At 62.5% G+C, this 13,852-nt stretch carries 13 protein-coding genes and 1 tRNA gene; 9 read left to right on the plus strand and 5 right to left on the minus strand.

Translation table 11 applies throughout. The features are described 5' to 3' along the window. Positions 1-123 precede the first annotated feature (123 nt). Together ACYVKM_RS03930 and ACYVKM_RS03935 are read left to right on the plus strand one after the other, a co-directional pair. Positions 124-1,404, plus strand: a complete 1,281-nt coding sequence (locus ACYVKM_RS03930) for an O-antigen ligase family protein (RefSeq protein WP_460875931.1) — start codon at positions 124-126, stop codon at positions 1,402-1,404. A 159-nt stretch (positions 1,405-1,563) separates the two neighbouring features. Beyond that, on the plus strand, positions 1,564-2,490 hold the full coding sequence (locus tag ACYVKM_RS03935) for a glycosyltransferase family 2 protein (protein WP_460875933.1): 927 nt from the start codon (positions 1,564-1,566) through the stop codon (positions 2,488-2,490). Positions 2,491-2,549: 59 nt separating this feature from the next. Here ACYVKM_RS03935 and ACYVKM_RS03940 read toward each other — a convergent pair whose 3' ends face one another. Together ACYVKM_RS03940 and ACYVKM_RS03945 are read right to left on the minus strand one after the other, a co-directional pair. Beyond that, positions 2,550-3,389, minus strand: coding sequence for a glycosyltransferase (locus ACYVKM_RS03940; protein ID WP_460876522.1), 840 nt, complete (start codon positions 3,387-3,389; stop codon positions 2,550-2,552). Positions 3,390-3,420: 31 nt separating this feature from the next. Further along, on the minus strand, positions 3,421-4,413 hold the full coding sequence (locus tag ACYVKM_RS03945; RefSeq protein WP_460875935.1) for a glycosyltransferase family 2 protein: 993 nt from the start codon (positions 4,411-4,413) through the stop codon (positions 3,421-3,423). A 203-nt stretch (positions 4,414-4,616) separates the two neighbouring features. On the opposite strand from ACYVKM_RS03945, the gene ACYVKM_RS03950 reads away from it, so the two are divergent. From ACYVKM_RS03950 to ACYVKM_RS03965, 4 genes are all read left to right on the plus strand, one after another. Then, positions 4,617-5,432 (plus strand): glycosyltransferase family 2 protein, encoded by an 816-nt coding sequence (locus tag ACYVKM_RS03950; RefSeq protein WP_460875937.1) that lies wholly within the window; start codon positions 4,617-4,619, stop codon positions 5,430-5,432. Beyond that, on the plus strand, positions 5,432-6,478 hold the full coding sequence (locus ACYVKM_RS03955) for a CDP-glycerol glycerophosphotransferase family protein (RefSeq protein ID WP_460875939.1): 1,047 nt from the start codon (positions 5,432-5,434) through the stop codon (positions 6,476-6,478). The genes ACYVKM_RS03950 and ACYVKM_RS03955 overlap by 1 nt, the downstream gene beginning before the upstream one ends. A gap of 79 nt (positions 6,479-6,557) precedes the next feature. Beyond that, a complete protein-coding gene (locus ACYVKM_RS03960) occupies positions 6,558-8,288 on the plus strand; it encodes an ArnT family glycosyltransferase (RefSeq protein WP_460875940.1) in 1,731 nt (576 codons plus the stop codon). Beyond that, the gene (locus ACYVKM_RS03965) at positions 8,285-8,611 is read left to right on the plus strand and encodes a tetratricopeptide repeat protein (protein WP_460875942.1); all 327 of its coding nucleotides are present in this window, start codon (positions 8,285-8,287) and stop codon (positions 8,609-8,611) included. Before ACYVKM_RS03960 ends, ACYVKM_RS03965 begins: the two co-directional genes overlap by 4 nt. 18 nt (positions 8,612-8,629) lie before the next feature. Here the strand turns inward: ACYVKM_RS03965 and ACYVKM_RS03970 are convergent, their stop codons facing one another. Next, the gene (locus ACYVKM_RS03970) at positions 8,630-9,523 is read right to left on the minus strand and encodes an LpxL/LpxP family acyltransferase (RefSeq protein WP_460875944.1); all 894 of its coding nucleotides are present in this window, start codon (positions 9,521-9,523) and stop codon (positions 8,630-8,632) included. Between the two features lie 126 nt (positions 9,524-9,649). On the opposite strand from ACYVKM_RS03970, the gene dtd reads away from it, so the two are divergent. Together dtd and rpoD are read left to right on the plus strand one after the other, a co-directional pair. After that, entirely contained in the window at positions 9,650-10,090 is a 441-nt protein-coding gene (gene dtd, locus ACYVKM_RS03975) for a D-aminoacyl-tRNA deacylase (protein WP_460875946.1), read from the plus strand. Positions 10,091-10,264: 174 nt separating this feature from the next. Further along, positions 10,265-12,151, plus strand: coding sequence for an RNA polymerase sigma factor RpoD (gene rpoD / locus ACYVKM_RS03980; RefSeq protein ID WP_460875948.1), 1,887 nt, complete (start codon positions 10,265-10,267; stop codon positions 12,149-12,151). A gap of 94 nt (positions 12,152-12,245) precedes the next feature. Here rpoD and ACYVKM_RS03985 read toward each other — a convergent pair whose 3' ends face one another. Beyond that, a complete protein-coding gene (locus tag ACYVKM_RS03985) occupies positions 12,246-12,617 on the minus strand; it encodes a SnoaL-like domain-containing protein (protein WP_460875949.1) in 372 nt (123 codons plus the stop codon). A gap of 205 nt (positions 12,618-12,822) precedes the next feature. Between ACYVKM_RS03985 and ACYVKM_RS03990 the strand changes: the two genes are divergently transcribed. Further along, positions 12,823-12,898: transfer RNA gene (locus tag ACYVKM_RS03990), tRNA-Ile, on the plus strand. A gap of 261 nt (positions 12,899-13,159) precedes the next feature. Here ACYVKM_RS03990 and ACYVKM_RS03995 read toward each other — a convergent pair. Beyond that, a complete protein-coding gene (locus tag ACYVKM_RS03995) occupies positions 13,160-13,825 on the minus strand; it encodes a hypothetical protein (protein WP_460875950.1) in 666 nt (221 codons plus the stop codon). Between the last annotated feature and the right edge of the window lie 27 nt (positions 13,826-13,852).

Consider the following 13,852-nt stretch of genomic DNA (forward strand, 5'->3'; position numbering starts at 1 on the left):
TGAGCCTTTGCAGGAAGCATCGCTCCTCATCTAAGATCACGCATTCTTGTGGCGCCCACGTTGAGCCCTGCGTCGGCCAGCATGTCAGTCACCGCGTATGTCTGCAGGTGACATATCCTCTAGATGAGCACCCAAGCCAACCGCTTCACCCGCATGCGCAACGCCATGTCCGTCGCAGGACGATGGTGCGCCGTCGCGAGCCTTTTTGTGGTCCCCCTGAACAAGCCTGCGACCAATGTCGCGATTGGGCTGGCCTTGATCTTCTCGTTGCTGGGCAATGACATGCGCCAGCGGTGGCTGGCGGCCGCGCGCCACCCTGTGGCGCAGGGAGCCCTGCTCTGGTGGGTCGTGCTGATGCTGAGCGCTTTGCACACCTGGTACGCCACTTCCACCCTGCCGCTGGCCGGCTCCTTTGTATGGGCATGCTGGTACCCCCTGGTCCTGGGCTCGCTGCTCCAGACACCGCAGTGGCGTCGCCGTGCACTCGTTGCCTTCGCTTTGGCCGTCGGATTGGTATTGCTGATCTCGTGTGGCATGGATCTGGGTTTGATCCCCCAGCGTTCGATGGTCCACTCAGACCCGACCATGCGCAATACCGTGTTCAAGGAATACACCCAGCAAGGCATTGCCCTGCTTGTTTTTGGGTCAATAGCTTTGGCTGCGGCCATTGCCACGCGATCCACCCTCCGAAGGATCCTTTTCTCGGCGGCAGCCCTGCTGGCGATGATCAACATTGTGTGGATGCTTGAAAGCCGCACCGCCTATGTGACGCTCATTCCCCTGCTGGGGTACTGGATCTGGCGAATCCTCCTCAAGGGTCGCGCGATCTTGCGCTCCACGCTGATTGCTTGCACCCTGATGGTCGCCGCCTTGGCCATCGTATGGTTCACGCCGCCTATGCGGGAGCGGCTTGTATTATCGGTTGCGCATGAAGCCGAGCTCTATGCCAGCCAGCGGACACCCACTTCCACCGGGATTCGCCTTGAACTTTGGCGACGCACCCTTCCGATCATTGCCGCCGCCCCGGTGTTCGGTCATGGTTTGAGCCAATGGGCCCCCTTGTACCGCCAATCGATTGAGGGGCTTCCGGATTTCAATGCCTTCCTGATGGGGCATCCACATCAGGAAATGCTGCTGATCCTGGCCGAACAGGGATTTGCCGGCCTGCTGGTTTATCTGTTGTTACTGGTAGCACTGGCACGCTACATTTCGCAACTCGACCAGCCTGCGCGAGATATCTATGCCTGCATCCTGTTGATTTACGTCACGGCTGGGCTCGCAAACTGTCTCTGGGCCGACTTCTCACATCGTCATTTGTTCATTCTTCTGCTGGCTTGCATTCCGTTGATCGAGAGACAGACATCGCGTCAAGGCACCGCGATGACCAACACGCTCCATTCATGATTATTACGCTACAAATAGGCTGCACACGATAATTGGCTTTCGTTCGCAAGTACGCTGCATTCGCCTGCCCACAATGCAAGGCAGGCACCGATGCGAAAACTGCTCAAGTCAGGATGAGGCTCAGGGGAATCAGGATGAGACACAAATGAGGCCCCGGTAATGCATCGCTCTCCCTTCGAACAAGTGACGATCGTTTGCGTCACCTATCAGAGCCAGGCGCTGATCGAGTCCCTCGCCGCCACCTTGCAGCCTTTTCCCCATGTGCTGGTGATCGACAACGCCAGCCAGGACGGCACGGTGTCAGCCGTACGCAAATGGCTGCCCCACGCCAGGATCATCGAACGAACGGACAACGGTGGTTTTGGCAAGGCCAACAATGAAGCCATGGCCCAGGTCCGGACCCCGCTTGCCTTGTTGCTCAACCCCGATTGCGACATCAAGCCCGATGGGCTGCTGACCTTGATGGATACGCTGGGCCGCTACCCTTCCGCGGGAATCGTGGCGCCACAAAGCTGGCGCGGCGGCCAGAGGCCGCAGAAGTGTTTCCGCCCCGCCTTTTACGAACCGCCACTGAAAACCCCCTATCGAGTGGCGGACGCCACCTGCTGCGCGCAATGGCTGCATGGCTGCTGCCTGCTGATGCGAACGGATGCGTTCCGTCATGTCGGCGGGTTTGACGAAAGATTTTTCCTGTTTTACGAAGATGACGATCTGTGCCTGCGCATGCAGAAGTCGGGCTTTGAATGCCTGCTTGAACCGGCGGCCAACGCCTGGCATGCCGGAGGGACATCTTCCGCACCGGGCCTGAAGGTCAGCTTCACGAGGTCTTTTCATTACGCACGTTCGCGCCACCTTGCCATCCGCAAGTATCTGGGCGATGGCGCCGGCTGGCGCTACCTCATCAAGATCATGCTGGCCTCGGTACCTCTCGCACTGGCCTACGCGCTGCTCTTCCAGCGCAGGCATTTCATCAAGTGGGTCGCGTGGGGCTATTCGGCAACAACTTCTGCACTTGCGCGCGACCCTGCCCTCAGCCCCAGGCTTGTAAAAGCTTCCCCGGAATCACGCGTCGCTCCCCGCACCTGATCAGCACGAGCCTGATTCATCTGCAGCGATGCAGTTTCTTCAGATTGCCCGGATGTTACTCAGGCTCGACTGCCCAGCATTGGACGAAGGTCGGCCGGGGCGGCGGCAAATTCAGCCAGGTGCAGGTCGAGGCCGCGTTCGCAACGGACCAACTGACGCGCTCGCGTATCGTCCACGATGCGGTCGTTCGGATTGTCGACGACGTGCTTGCGGGTGGGATGGTGAAGATGCACCGCCAGCGCGCTGAAGCGGAGATCACGCCTGAGCAGGCCGGCGTGGAAGGCCCGCGCCGCCAGCTCGGTGTCCTCGCGGCCCCAGCCAGTCATTGCCTCGTTGAAACCGTTGACACGCAACAGATCGTCGCGCCAGAACGCCATGTTGCAGCTCTTGATGCCGCGACGCTTGGTGCCGGGCCGGGCATACCAGCGCGCCAGCCACGGCAGGTGCAGCGTATGTCGCCGTCTCTCGATACCACGGCTGAAAAAGCCCGGCATGATCAGGCCATGTTCCAGCATGTGACGAGTCAGTCCGGCATCGGTCAGCACGCGCGAGCCCTGCACGAAACAGCCGCTGCGCGCAAACGTGCGGTGATCGGCAATGAAGTGGCGCTCGGCCACCATGTCGCCATCCAACAGGATGATGTAATCGCCCTGTGCGGCGGCGATCGCCCGATTGCGCGCACGGCTCATGCGTGCGCCATCGTCCGGCTGCCACAGATGCACCAGACGCACCGGATAGTCCTGAGCCATGCGTTCCAGCAGTTCGCGCGTGGCCGGCTGCGAGCCATCGTCGGTGACGATCACCTCATATGGCAGCTCGCTCTGCGCCGCCAGCGCCGCCAGCACCAACTCCAGCGCCGCCGGCCAGTTGTAGGTGATCACCGCGACACTGATGCGCATCGCCGCAGCCCCCTCGCGCACGCCCTCGGTATCAGCCACGCAACCTCCAGCCGCGCCGCAGAATATTCAAGGCACGTTCCCATTTCCGCCATGGCGACACGCGTCGCATCATCACCAGCCTGGCGTAGCGTTTGGTTTCGCTCCACGGCGGCCGGGGTTTGGTCATGAATTCCAGCTTGGTGAACTCGATGCATTCCGGGCCCATGCCGATTCTTGCGGCGTAATGCCGGATCAGTACGCTGGAGGTCATCTTGTTGATGTATTCGATCCGCGCCGACTGGTTCGACCACCAGCCATTCTTGCCGTGGATACGGTACGCGACGCAACCGGTCGGCAGGTAGTACTTGTGTGCGCCGAGCACACTGCAGCCGAACACCAGGCAGTTGTCGGCCGACAGTCGCCAGGTGCTCTGGAATGACTCGGGAAGATCCAGCACCTGCCGTGCCCACGATGCCCGCATCGACAACGCAGACGTGGGGGCGCCGTACCACTGCGTGAGCACATAGGTACTGATCGCGGTATAGCCGAGGTCGACTGCCCGATCATGAAACCGCATCACTCGATCCTGCTGGTCGAACAGCTGCAGGTCGGAAAACACGAAATCGATATCTGCCCGCGCATCGTACAGTTCACCAAGACGGGCCAGATACTCCGGCTCCCAGCGATCGTCGGAGTCGAGAAAGCTGATCACGTCCGCATGCGCCGCATTCACGCCGCGCTGGAACGCGCTGAGCTGGCCGCCATTGACGCCGCTGATCAGGGTGACTCGCCCGTCCGCGCCATAGCGTTCGCGCAGCAATACGTCCGAGCCGTCCGTAGAGCCGTCATCGACCACGATGACCTGAGTCGCCTTGCGACTCTGCGCCAGCGCGCTTTCCACAGCTTCCAGCACGAAATCGCAATAGTTGTAGCTGGTGATGACCACGGCGAACGTGGTCGCCCGCCCCCGATCGTGACCCGCGGTCGCCGGATCGACTACGGCCTCTTTCGACAAGAGCGGTTCCGTCGGGACATCTTCGCTCATGTTGTCGCTCATTCGTGTACATCCCCGAGATCACTGCCACATGCTGTGACAACGTGTTCAGTGCACTAGTTGCTGGCCTCCCATGCCAGCTTTGCATCATATCCGACCAAAGCTTACATCCACTATCGGGGTGCTCCTCATTCTGCCATTTGCTGGCCGACCGCGTGATCGGGCAGCGGGAGCTATCGGCTAGAATCTGCGGCATGCCATCCTTCCCGCTGACCCTCGCCATCATCACCCATAACGAGGCCGACAACATTGCCCGCTGCCTTGACAGCGTACCGTTCGCGGCTGAAAAACTGGTGATCGACAGCGGCAGCGACGATGACACCGTGTCGATTGCGAAGGCACACGGCGCCCGCGTGGTGCACCAGGACTGGCTCGGTTTCGGTCCGCAGCGCAACTTTGCCACGACGCAATGCGCGCATGACTGGATCCTGGTGCTGGATGCGGATGAATACCTCACACCAGAGCTGGCGGCGGAATTGCAGCAACGCCTGCCTGGACTGATGGCTGGCAGTGCGCCGGCCGCATACCTGCGCCGCAGCACGATTTACATGGGCCGACCGATGCGCTGGTATCGCCCGGCCGTGGGCGAGCGGATGGCGCGCCTTTATCACCGGGACCACGCGCGCTGGAGCGATGCACGGGTGCACGAATCGCTGCGCTTCGACGGTGTTGCCCCCACGCTGCAAGCCGCATTCAACCACGTCAACAACCCCACCCTGCCGCACAAGCAACTGAAGGTGCTGCGCTATGCCGAACTGAAATGCCGCGACTGGCTGGACAAAGGCAAGCCAGTGCGGATGTGGCAGGCACCATTCGTGTTTGTGCTGGCGTTCCTCAAGGATTATCTGTTCCGGCTCGCCTTCATGGATGGCTGGCGCGGTTTCATGATGGCGCAAACCGCCGCCAGCTACGCACTGTACAAGCGCATGCGCTATTACGAGATGGTCAACAACCCGGAGTCGGTGTCGCGCGCGGCGCACATCCTCACCCAACACGGCATCGATCGCTGATGAGCAGCAAGAAGCCCGATTCAGTCAAGCACTATCTGCTGTACGGTTCGGAGCGCTACGCGCTGGCAATCCTGCGTCCATTGCAGGATGCGATCCGTGCCCGTGGCGATGAGGCGGCGTGGTTCTTTGATGGCCCCGGGGCGGAGGACCTGGTCGAAGGCGAACGCCTGCTCACGGTCGCCGAGGTGCGCGCGTGGAAGCCGATTGCCGTGATCACCTCCAGCAATGCGGTGCCGCATTTCTTTCCCGGGGTGAAGGTCGAGACCTTCCACGGTTTCGACGCCGGCAAGCCCCGGCACATCTACGTGCGCGGCTTTTTCGACCTGTATTGCACCACCGGCCCGCGTGACACTGCCAAGTTCACGGAAATCGCCGATCGCGTCGGCCATTTTTCCGTGATCGAAACCGGCTTTCCCAAGCTCGACCCCTTCATGAAGGAGATCAGCGGCCCGCTCCCGCCCGTGCGCCAGCCACCGGTGATCCTGTACCACTCCACCTTTTCACCATCGTGGAGCGCCGCCGAAGCGCTGTACGAGGAAGTGAAGCGCTTGTCGCGCGACGGTCGCTGGCGCTGGATCGTCACCTTCCATCCGAAGATGAACCCGCAGACGACGGCGAAGTTCAAGGCACTGCAGAACGAGTACCTCACCTTCGCCGAAAACGACAACATCCTCGAACTGTTCCCGCAGGTCGACCTGATGTGCTCGGATACCTCGTCCGCACTCAGCGAGTTCCTGCTCACTGGCAAGCCTGTGGTGACGTACAAGAATCGCCGGCCCGGCCCGCAGTTGATCGACATCGACGATCCGGCGCAGTTCGAGCCGGCGATCGAGCGCGCACTGGCGCGACCAGCGGAGCTGCTGCAGGCAATCCGCGAGTTTGCCGACACGCTCCATCCGTACCGTGACGGCCGTTCGAGCGAACGCGTGCTCGACGCGATCGACACCTTCATCGCCGCCGGCGCGGAAAACCGCAAGCGCAAGCCGCTGAACCTGTGGCGCAAACTGAAGATCCGCCGCCGCATCGGCTACTGGGGCCCGGCCTGACGCATCAGTCGCCGGCTCCATCGCCTTGCCCATACATCACGCAAGCTAGAATCACCCCAATTCGCCAAGAGCCAGCCACGTGTCAGTCAGCGCCTATAGCCGTTCCGAACACCTGCGCGCCACATGGCCATGGCTGCCGCTGTGGGTACTCGTGGCCCTGCTGGCGATCTTCTCGCACGGCCCGATGCCGCTGTACTCCACCCGCACGCTGGCGGTGGCGTGGGAGATGTGGGCGCACGGCCACTGGCTGGTACCGCATATCAACGGCCAGCCCTACAGCGAGAAGGCGCCGCTGCTGTTCTGGCTGATCCATGCCGGCTGGTTCGTATTTGGTGTCAGCGACATCTGGCCGCGTGTGCTCGAGGTGCTGATCGGCGGCACGCAACTGATCCTGATCTCGATGCTCGCGCGCCGGCTGTTTCCGAGCCGCCCATGGATGGCCAAGGCGGCACCCTGGATGTTGCTGGCACTGGCCTACGCGTTTCTGTTCGGCCTGCAGATCATGTACGACGTGCTGCTGGCGGTGTGGACGCTGGCCGCCCTGCTGTGCCTGACACCGAAGATGCACCGGGCCGAACCGCGCTGGCTGCTGTTCGGCCTGTGCATCGGCCTGGGCCTGCTGACGAAAGGTCCGGTGATGCTGCTGCACGTCGTGTTCCCGTGGCTGCTCGGGCCGCTGTGGAACGACTGGGCACGCCAGCATCGCGCCCGCTGGTACGGCGGCGGCGTGCTTTCCATCCTGCTTGGCGGCGTGATATTGCTGGCGTGGGCGCTGCCAGCCGGATTTTCGGGCGGCGAAGCCTATCGGCAACGGCTGTTCTTCACCCAGACCGCCGGTCGCGTGGTCGACAAGCTGTCCAAGGGCAAGGATCTGCAGAACCATGCCGAGCCGTTCTGGTTCTACCTGCAGTGGCTGCCGTTGCTGCTGTTTCCGTTCAGCGGCTGGCCGCGGGTATGGGTCGCCCTGGCCAGCCTGCGCCGGCCGCTGGAGCCAGGACTGCGTTTTGCCTTGTGCTGGCTGTTGCCCAGCTTCATCGTGTTCTCGCTGATCAGCGGCAAGCAACTGTATTACCCATTGCCGGAATTCGGCGGCATCGTGTTGCTGATGGCCGGCGCGATTGCCGTGCTGCGCGAACAGCGCCAGGCGCTCGCTGAAAACGCCTGGTTCGGCACCTGGCCGCTGGGTGTGGGTGGCATCGTGTTCGGACTGCTGTTGCTTGCATTGCCGATGCTGGTGGCCAGCAACCATCTGCATGGCGAATGGCCGGATGCCGCCGCACCGTACAGCCGCTATTTCAGTGTGGTGTTCCTGCTGCTCGGGGGCCTGCTCTTGTTGCGCGGCCGGGGTGAGCTGCGCCGGCTGGCGGTGGCCGGACTGGTCGGTGCACTTACCCTCAATACCCTGTTCACCCTGACCCTGTGGTCGCGCTACGACCTGCGCCCGACCGCCCAGTTACTCGGCGGCGCCGGACAGGCGCAGCGGCCGATCGGCTACCTGGGCAATTACGAGGGCGAGTTCCATTTCGACGCAAGGCTGACCCAGCCGATTACCGAGCTGTTCGGGGACCAGGCCTTGCAGGATTTCGCCCGCGCCCATCCGGACGGATTGATCGTGGTGCATCCGGGGAAACTCGACGCCAACGATCTGCGTTACGCGTTGCTGGTGCAGCCGTTCCGCTCGTCGTGGCTGGTGGTCTGGCCGGCCACCGCGCTGGCCGACCTGCACGCTGGCGTGGCCCCGCCGGAGCCGGCGCAACCGACCCAGGTCTACCCGGCGGCCGACGCCTCACGCTACCGCACCCAGCCATGAATGCGGCACTGATCGCCAGTCTGCGCGGTCAGTGCGGCGGTCCACGCGATGGGGCGCTGCTTCGCTTTTCGCTGGGCAACGCCTTGCTGGGCGATGGCGAGATCGACGCCGCGATCGATGAACTGCAACGCGCCGTGACCTTCGACCCGACCTACTCGGCGGCGTGGAAGCTGCTCGGCAAGGCCCGCCTGGAAGCCGGCCAGTTACAGGCTGCCGCCACGGCCTGGCGCAGCGGCATCGCCGCCGCCGCGCAACGCGGCGACAAGCAGGCCGAAAAGGAAATGACTGTATTTCTGCGCCGACTGGACAGGGAACATCCGTAACCAGAGAGCCTGGGGTGTCTACTCCTGCTCCCGATCGTACGGGCTGATCAGCCCAATGGCCGAATAGCGCTTGTATTGCCACTGGTATTGCGCAAAGGCCAGCTCGACACAGTCCTGCACGCCCCTGTTCAACGCAGCGCAAGCGATGGCAGGCTCGGCATCGGTCAGTCGCTCCGGCGCCGGCAGCAAGTGGATGCGGTAGCCGGCGCCGCGCGGCAGGCGTTCGGCAAACGCAAACAACACGGTCGCGCCCGTACGCGCGGCCAGCCGCGGCAGCAATACCATGGTCAGCGCCGGACGATCGAAGAAAGGTGCGAACTCGCCTTCGCCGGCACGCGGCTTCTGGTCCGGCAGAATGCCGACCGTGCCACCGGCCGCCAGGCGCTTGTACAAGGTACGCACGCCGGCGCCGTCGGCACGTACCTGCTCCGGCGCCAGCGCGCCACGCACCTTGCGCAGCAGCTGCTCGACCGCGGCGATCCGCGGCGGCCGATACAGGATCGCCATCGGCGTCTTGCGACACAGCCAGTAGTTCAGCAGCTCCCAACAACCCAGGTGCGGCGCCGCGATGATCACGCCCTTGCCGGCAGCCAGTGCGGCATCCAGCAGGGCTTCGCCGTGCACCTCGCGCACCAGGGCCAGCGCGCGTTCCGCGCCAGCGCCCCAGACCTTGACGATCTCACTGACCGACTTGCCGCTCTCGATCACCACCTCGCGCAGCAACACCGCCTGTGCCGAATCATCCAGCGATGGCCGCGCGATGCGCAGGTTCACTGCCGTGTTCTGCACCATCTGACCGCGCTGCCACAGCAGCAGGCGACCCAACCCGCCGCCGATGGCGTGCAGCGCACGCAGGGGCAATAGCGCCAGCAGGCGCAGCAGCAGATAGAGGAAGTAGATGTCGGCACGCATCCGGACAGTTTACGGGAGTCGCTCGGCCACACCGAGGATGGTTGCGCCGTATGCTGCGTGCCCAAAGCATCTTTCACCACCCCCGGCCGCACCGTAAGCTAGCCGCATCATACTCACCGTGCCGCCATGATTGCCCTGATCCAGCGAGTCCTTTCCGCCCGCGTCGATGTCGGCGAGGAAACCGTCGGCGCCATCGGTCCGGGCCTGCTGGCGCTGGTGGCAGTGCAGCCGGACGACGGCGAGACCCAGGCCAGACGCATGCTGGAACGCCTGCTCGGCTACCGCGTGTTTGCCGACGACGCAGGCCGGATGAACCGCTCGCTCGCCGACACCGGCGGTGGCCTGCTGCTGGTCAGCCAGTTCACCCTGGCCGCCGACACCCGTTCCGGCATGCGCCCCAGTTTCACCCGCGCCGCGCCGCCCGAGCATGGTCGGCGCTGGTTCGAACGCCTGCTGGAGCTGGCACGCGTCGCGCATCAAGGGGTGGAAACCGGACGCTTCGGTGCCCATATGGTGATCCAGCTGGTGAACGACGGCCCGGTAACTTTCTGGCTCGACACCGGCTAAGGCAGGCAGGTGCGAAGCATGCGCAGCCTGCAGTCGGCAAAAACAGCGCAAAGCCGCGATTTGGCGTGATTTTTGCGTGGCTTGCTGGAACTTTTTCTCACTTGAAAACTGGTCAAAAAAGCAGCACATCGCTATAATGTCCGGTTCTTGAACCCTGCGGCGGTCGGTTAATTAATGAACAGCAAAGCTCCCCACGAGCAACAGTCCGAAATCAAGGCGCTCATCTCCAAGGGTCTGGAGCAGGGCTACCTGACCTACGCCGAGATCAATGACCACCTGCCCGACGACATCGTCGATCCGGAGCAGATCGAAGACATCATGGCGGTGCTCAAGGGCGTCGGCATTGAAGTGCATGACGCTGCACCCGACACCGACACCATCGCCGATGGCGCGGCACCCGGCAGCACCTCCGGTGACGATGATGCCGCCGCCGAAGAAGCCGTGGCTCTGCTGTCCGCCGTGGACGCCGAAGTCGGCCGCACCACCGATCCGGTGCGCATGTACATGCGCGAGATGGGCACGGTCGAGCTGTTGACCCGCGAGGGCGAAATCGCCATCGCCAAGCGCATCGAGGAAGGCCTCGGCCAGGTGCAGACCGCACTGGCCAGCTTCCCGCTGACGATCGAGTTGCTGTTGGAGGAGTACGACCAGCACCTGGACGGCAAGCGCCGCCTCAGCGAAATCCTGGCCGGCTTCCTCGACCTGGAAGAAGCCGCCGACCTCGCCCGCAAGGAAAAGGAAGCCGCCGCCTTGCTGGCACCGGAACCGGAAGTCAGCGAAGACGACGCCGACACCGATGACGACGAGACCACCACCGAGGACGAGGAAGAAGCCGGCCCCAGCGGTCCCGACCCGGAAGAGGTCAAGCGCCGCATGGAGCTGCTGCGCGATCATTACAGCAAGTTCCAGAAGGCCGCGCCGAAGGCCGCCAGCATCACCGACAAGAAGATCGTCAAGCTGCGCGACCAGATGGCCGAGGAGTTCCTCAAGCTCAAGCTGCCGTCAGCGCTGATCGACGGCTTCGTGCGCAAGCTGCGTGAAGTGGTCAACGACATCCGTCACCACGAGCGCGTGCTGATGGACATCTTCGTCAAGCAGGTGAAGATGCCCAAGGCCGAGTTCATCAAGACCTTCCCCAGCAACGAGGGCAACCTCGAGTGGGCGGCCGAACTGGGCCGCAAGCGCCAGAAATGGTCGCCGAACATCAAGACCCACCGCGAGGCGATCGACGCCGAGCAGGAAAAGCTCGCCACCATCGAGCGCAAGCTGTTCCTGCCGCTGATCGACATCAAGGACATCAACCGCGCCATGGCCAGTGGCGAGGCGAAGGCCCGCCGCGCCAAGAAGGAAATGGTCGAGGCCAACCTGCGCCTGGTGATCTCGATCGCCAAGAAGTACACCAACCGCGGCCTGCAGTTCCTCGACCTGATCCAGGAGGGCAACATCGGCCTGATGAAGGCGGTCGACAAGTTCGAATACCGCCGCGGCTACAAGTTCTCGACCTATGCCACCTGGTGGATCCGCCAGGCGATCACCCGCTCGATCGCCGACCAGGCACGCACCATCCGCATCCCGGTGCACATGATCGAGACGATCAACAAGCTCAACCGCATTTCGCGCCAGATGCTCCAGCAGTTCGGCCGCGAGGCCACGCCGGAAGAACTGGCCAAGGAAATGGAGATGCCCGAGGACAAGATCCGCAAGGTGCTGAAGATCGCCAAGGAACCGATCTCGATGGAGACCCCGATCGGCGACGACGAGGATTCCCATCTCGGCGACTTCATCGAGGACGGCAACGCCAGCTCGCCGATCGACTCGGCCACCGAGACCGGCCTGATGGAAACCGTGCGCGACGTGCTCGCCGGCCTGACGCCGCGTGAGGCCAAGGTGCTGCGCATGCGCTTCGGCATCGACATGAACACCGATCACACGCTGGAAGAAGTCGGCAAGCAGTTCGACGTCACCCGCGAGCGCATCCGCCAGATCGAAGCCAAGGCCCTGCGCAAGCTGCGTCACCCGAGCCGTTCGGAGCAGCTGCGTTCGTTCCTCGACGTCGACTGATCCGGCTGGGCAAACCCCGCCAGCGGCCAGACGAAGAAGCCCTGCCAACAGCGGGGCTTCTTCGTTTCATGACGGTGGATTCAACCGGGCGGGATCAGCCCATGTCGAAGAAGAACTGCTCCAGCGCGATCTTGCCGGCGCGCACCTGGTACACGCAGATCTCGCTCATGTTCATGCGGCCGCGGCCCTTCATGGTCACGTCCATCGCCATGGCGACACTGAACCAGTTACCCGCGATCACCGGCTCGCTCACGCTGCCACCATGCACGGCCTCGATCGATGCACTGAACTGGCGCCCCTTCTCCAGGATCGCCGGCAACCCCTCCACATTGCCCAGCGCACCGGGTGGCAACCCTTCCGGCTCGATGCTCACGGCATCCTCGGCATACAGCTCGCGCTGCGCTTCTTCGTACTTGCCCTCGCGGCACAGTTCAACCAGCCGCTTCGCAATCGCTTCGGTATTCATGCGCATTCTCCAGGTTGTGGAAATCCCAAGCGTACGCCCACGAACGTGACAGCATGATGCAGGCGACCCATCCCGCGGCAGTCTCCTGTTCCCGGACAAATGCCACCACCGTCTTCCACCGCAACGGCATGGAAGCGGCGCGCTTCCATCAGCCTCTCCGGCATCGTGTGCAAGGCACTGCTACGGTAAACTTCCTCCCCTGTGCGGGCCTATAGCTCAATGGTTAGAGCAGAGGACTCATAATCCTTTGGTTCCAGGTTCGAGTCCTGGTGGGCCCACCATCTAGCCATCCAACGGCGTCTGTTGCGCGGTTAACCATAGTTTGGCCGCTTTGGCCAATCTATGAGATTCAATCGCAAAGTTCGGCCACCTTGGCCGATTCGCTGCGGCTAGACCAACGTCCGGGCAAGGTTTTTCTCGGCCCGAACGACAACTTTCGACCCAAAGCCAACATCTGCTGCGCAGATTTGGACGCCCGGAGGCTGAAGTCCATCTCGTCGCGTTGGGAAATACCGGGCAATTCAGGCTCGCGTCTGAACTGACTACAGAAGGTCAGAGGCGAGGCGAACAATCTCTCGGGTATCTGCAACATTTGCATGATCGATCATCGCGATCTTCTTCCCAATCCCATTGAGAGACGTGCCCACCATCACTCCCTTGGTGTTCTCAACGTCGATCCAGTAGCGATCGTGAAAATCCTCCGTGACCACATCGTTGATCTGGATGCCGGGAACTACCGTGGAAAAGACGTTGTGCATCCCCGATCGCATGCTCGCTCTCTTGCCATGAGTGATGAGCGTGACCCTTTCTAGCTTGCTGGACATCGACCTGACGATTTTCTCAAGCAACAGCAAGCACTCAGGCTTGTTGTCATAGAAAAAGGCATCAATGATGAGGAGGTGCTTTACCCCGTCCAACTTGCTCATGATCCCGAGGACGACTGCCTCGATCTCGTCGGTTGTGAAGCCCGGATGCATGATCGCATCACAGGTCATGTGGTTATAGAAGAGCGACGACAAGCCGTGCTCGATGATGTGCTGCTGGATGTGCGGGCGAAGCGCCCCCAGCGACAGACGGTAGACGCCAAAGTCCCGGCTTAGTTCGCTCTCATAAAACCGCTTGAAGAAATGGCTGATGTCTTCGCCATCCTTGAGGTTCTTGATGCCTACAACAGAGGAGTCGGGCAGGGATGCTTTGAGTTTATCCATGCGCGAATGGTACCGCTCGACTCGCCA

The sequence above is a fragment of the Rhodanobacter koreensis genome, assembly GCF_054782855.1.

Excerpts from the sequence above, each read along its gene's own strand:
- ACYVKM_RS03985 (WP_460875949.1), bottom strand. The coding sequence starts at position 12,617 with ATGAATACCGAAGCGATTGCGAAGCGGCTGGTTGAACTGTGCCGCGAG.
- ACYVKM_RS03970 (WP_460875944.1), bottom strand. The coding sequence starts at position 9,523 with ATGCGTGCCGACATCTACTTCCTCTATCTGCTGCTGCGCCTGCTGGCG.
- ACYVKM_RS03965 (WP_460875942.1), top strand. The coding sequence starts at position 8,285 with ATGAATGCGGCACTGATCGCCAGTCTGCGCGGTCAGTGCGGCGGTCCA.
- ACYVKM_RS03995 (WP_460875950.1), bottom strand. The coding sequence starts at position 13,825 with ATGGATAAACTCAAAGCATCCCTGCCCGACTCCTCTGTTGTAGGCATC.
- ACYVKM_RS03935 (WP_460875933.1), top strand. The coding sequence starts at position 1,564 with ATGCATCGCTCTCCCTTCGAACAAGTGACGATCGTTTGCGTCACCTAT.
- ACYVKM_RS03940 (WP_460876522.1), bottom strand. The coding sequence starts at position 3,389 with ATGCGCATCAGTGTCGCGGTGATCACCTACAACTGGCCGGCGGCGCTG.
- ACYVKM_RS03930 (WP_460875931.1), top strand. The coding sequence starts at position 124 with ATGAGCACCCAAGCCAACCGCTTCACCCGCATGCGCAACGCCATGTCC.
- ACYVKM_RS03950 (WP_460875937.1), top strand. The coding sequence starts at position 4,617 with ATGCCATCCTTCCCGCTGACCCTCGCCATCATCACCCATAACGAGGCC.
- ACYVKM_RS03955 (WP_460875939.1), top strand. The coding sequence starts at position 5,432 with ATGAGCAGCAAGAAGCCCGATTCAGTCAAGCACTATCTGCTGTACGGT.
- ACYVKM_RS03945 (WP_460875935.1), bottom strand. The coding sequence starts at position 4,413 with ATGAGCGAAGATGTCCCGACGGAACCGCTCTTGTCGAAAGAGGCCGTA.
- rpoD (WP_460875948.1), top strand. The coding sequence starts at position 10,265 with ATGAACAGCAAAGCTCCCCACGAGCAACAGTCCGAAATCAAGGCGCTC.
- dtd (WP_460875946.1), top strand. The coding sequence starts at position 9,650 with ATGATTGCCCTGATCCAGCGAGTCCTTTCCGCCCGCGTCGATGTCGGC.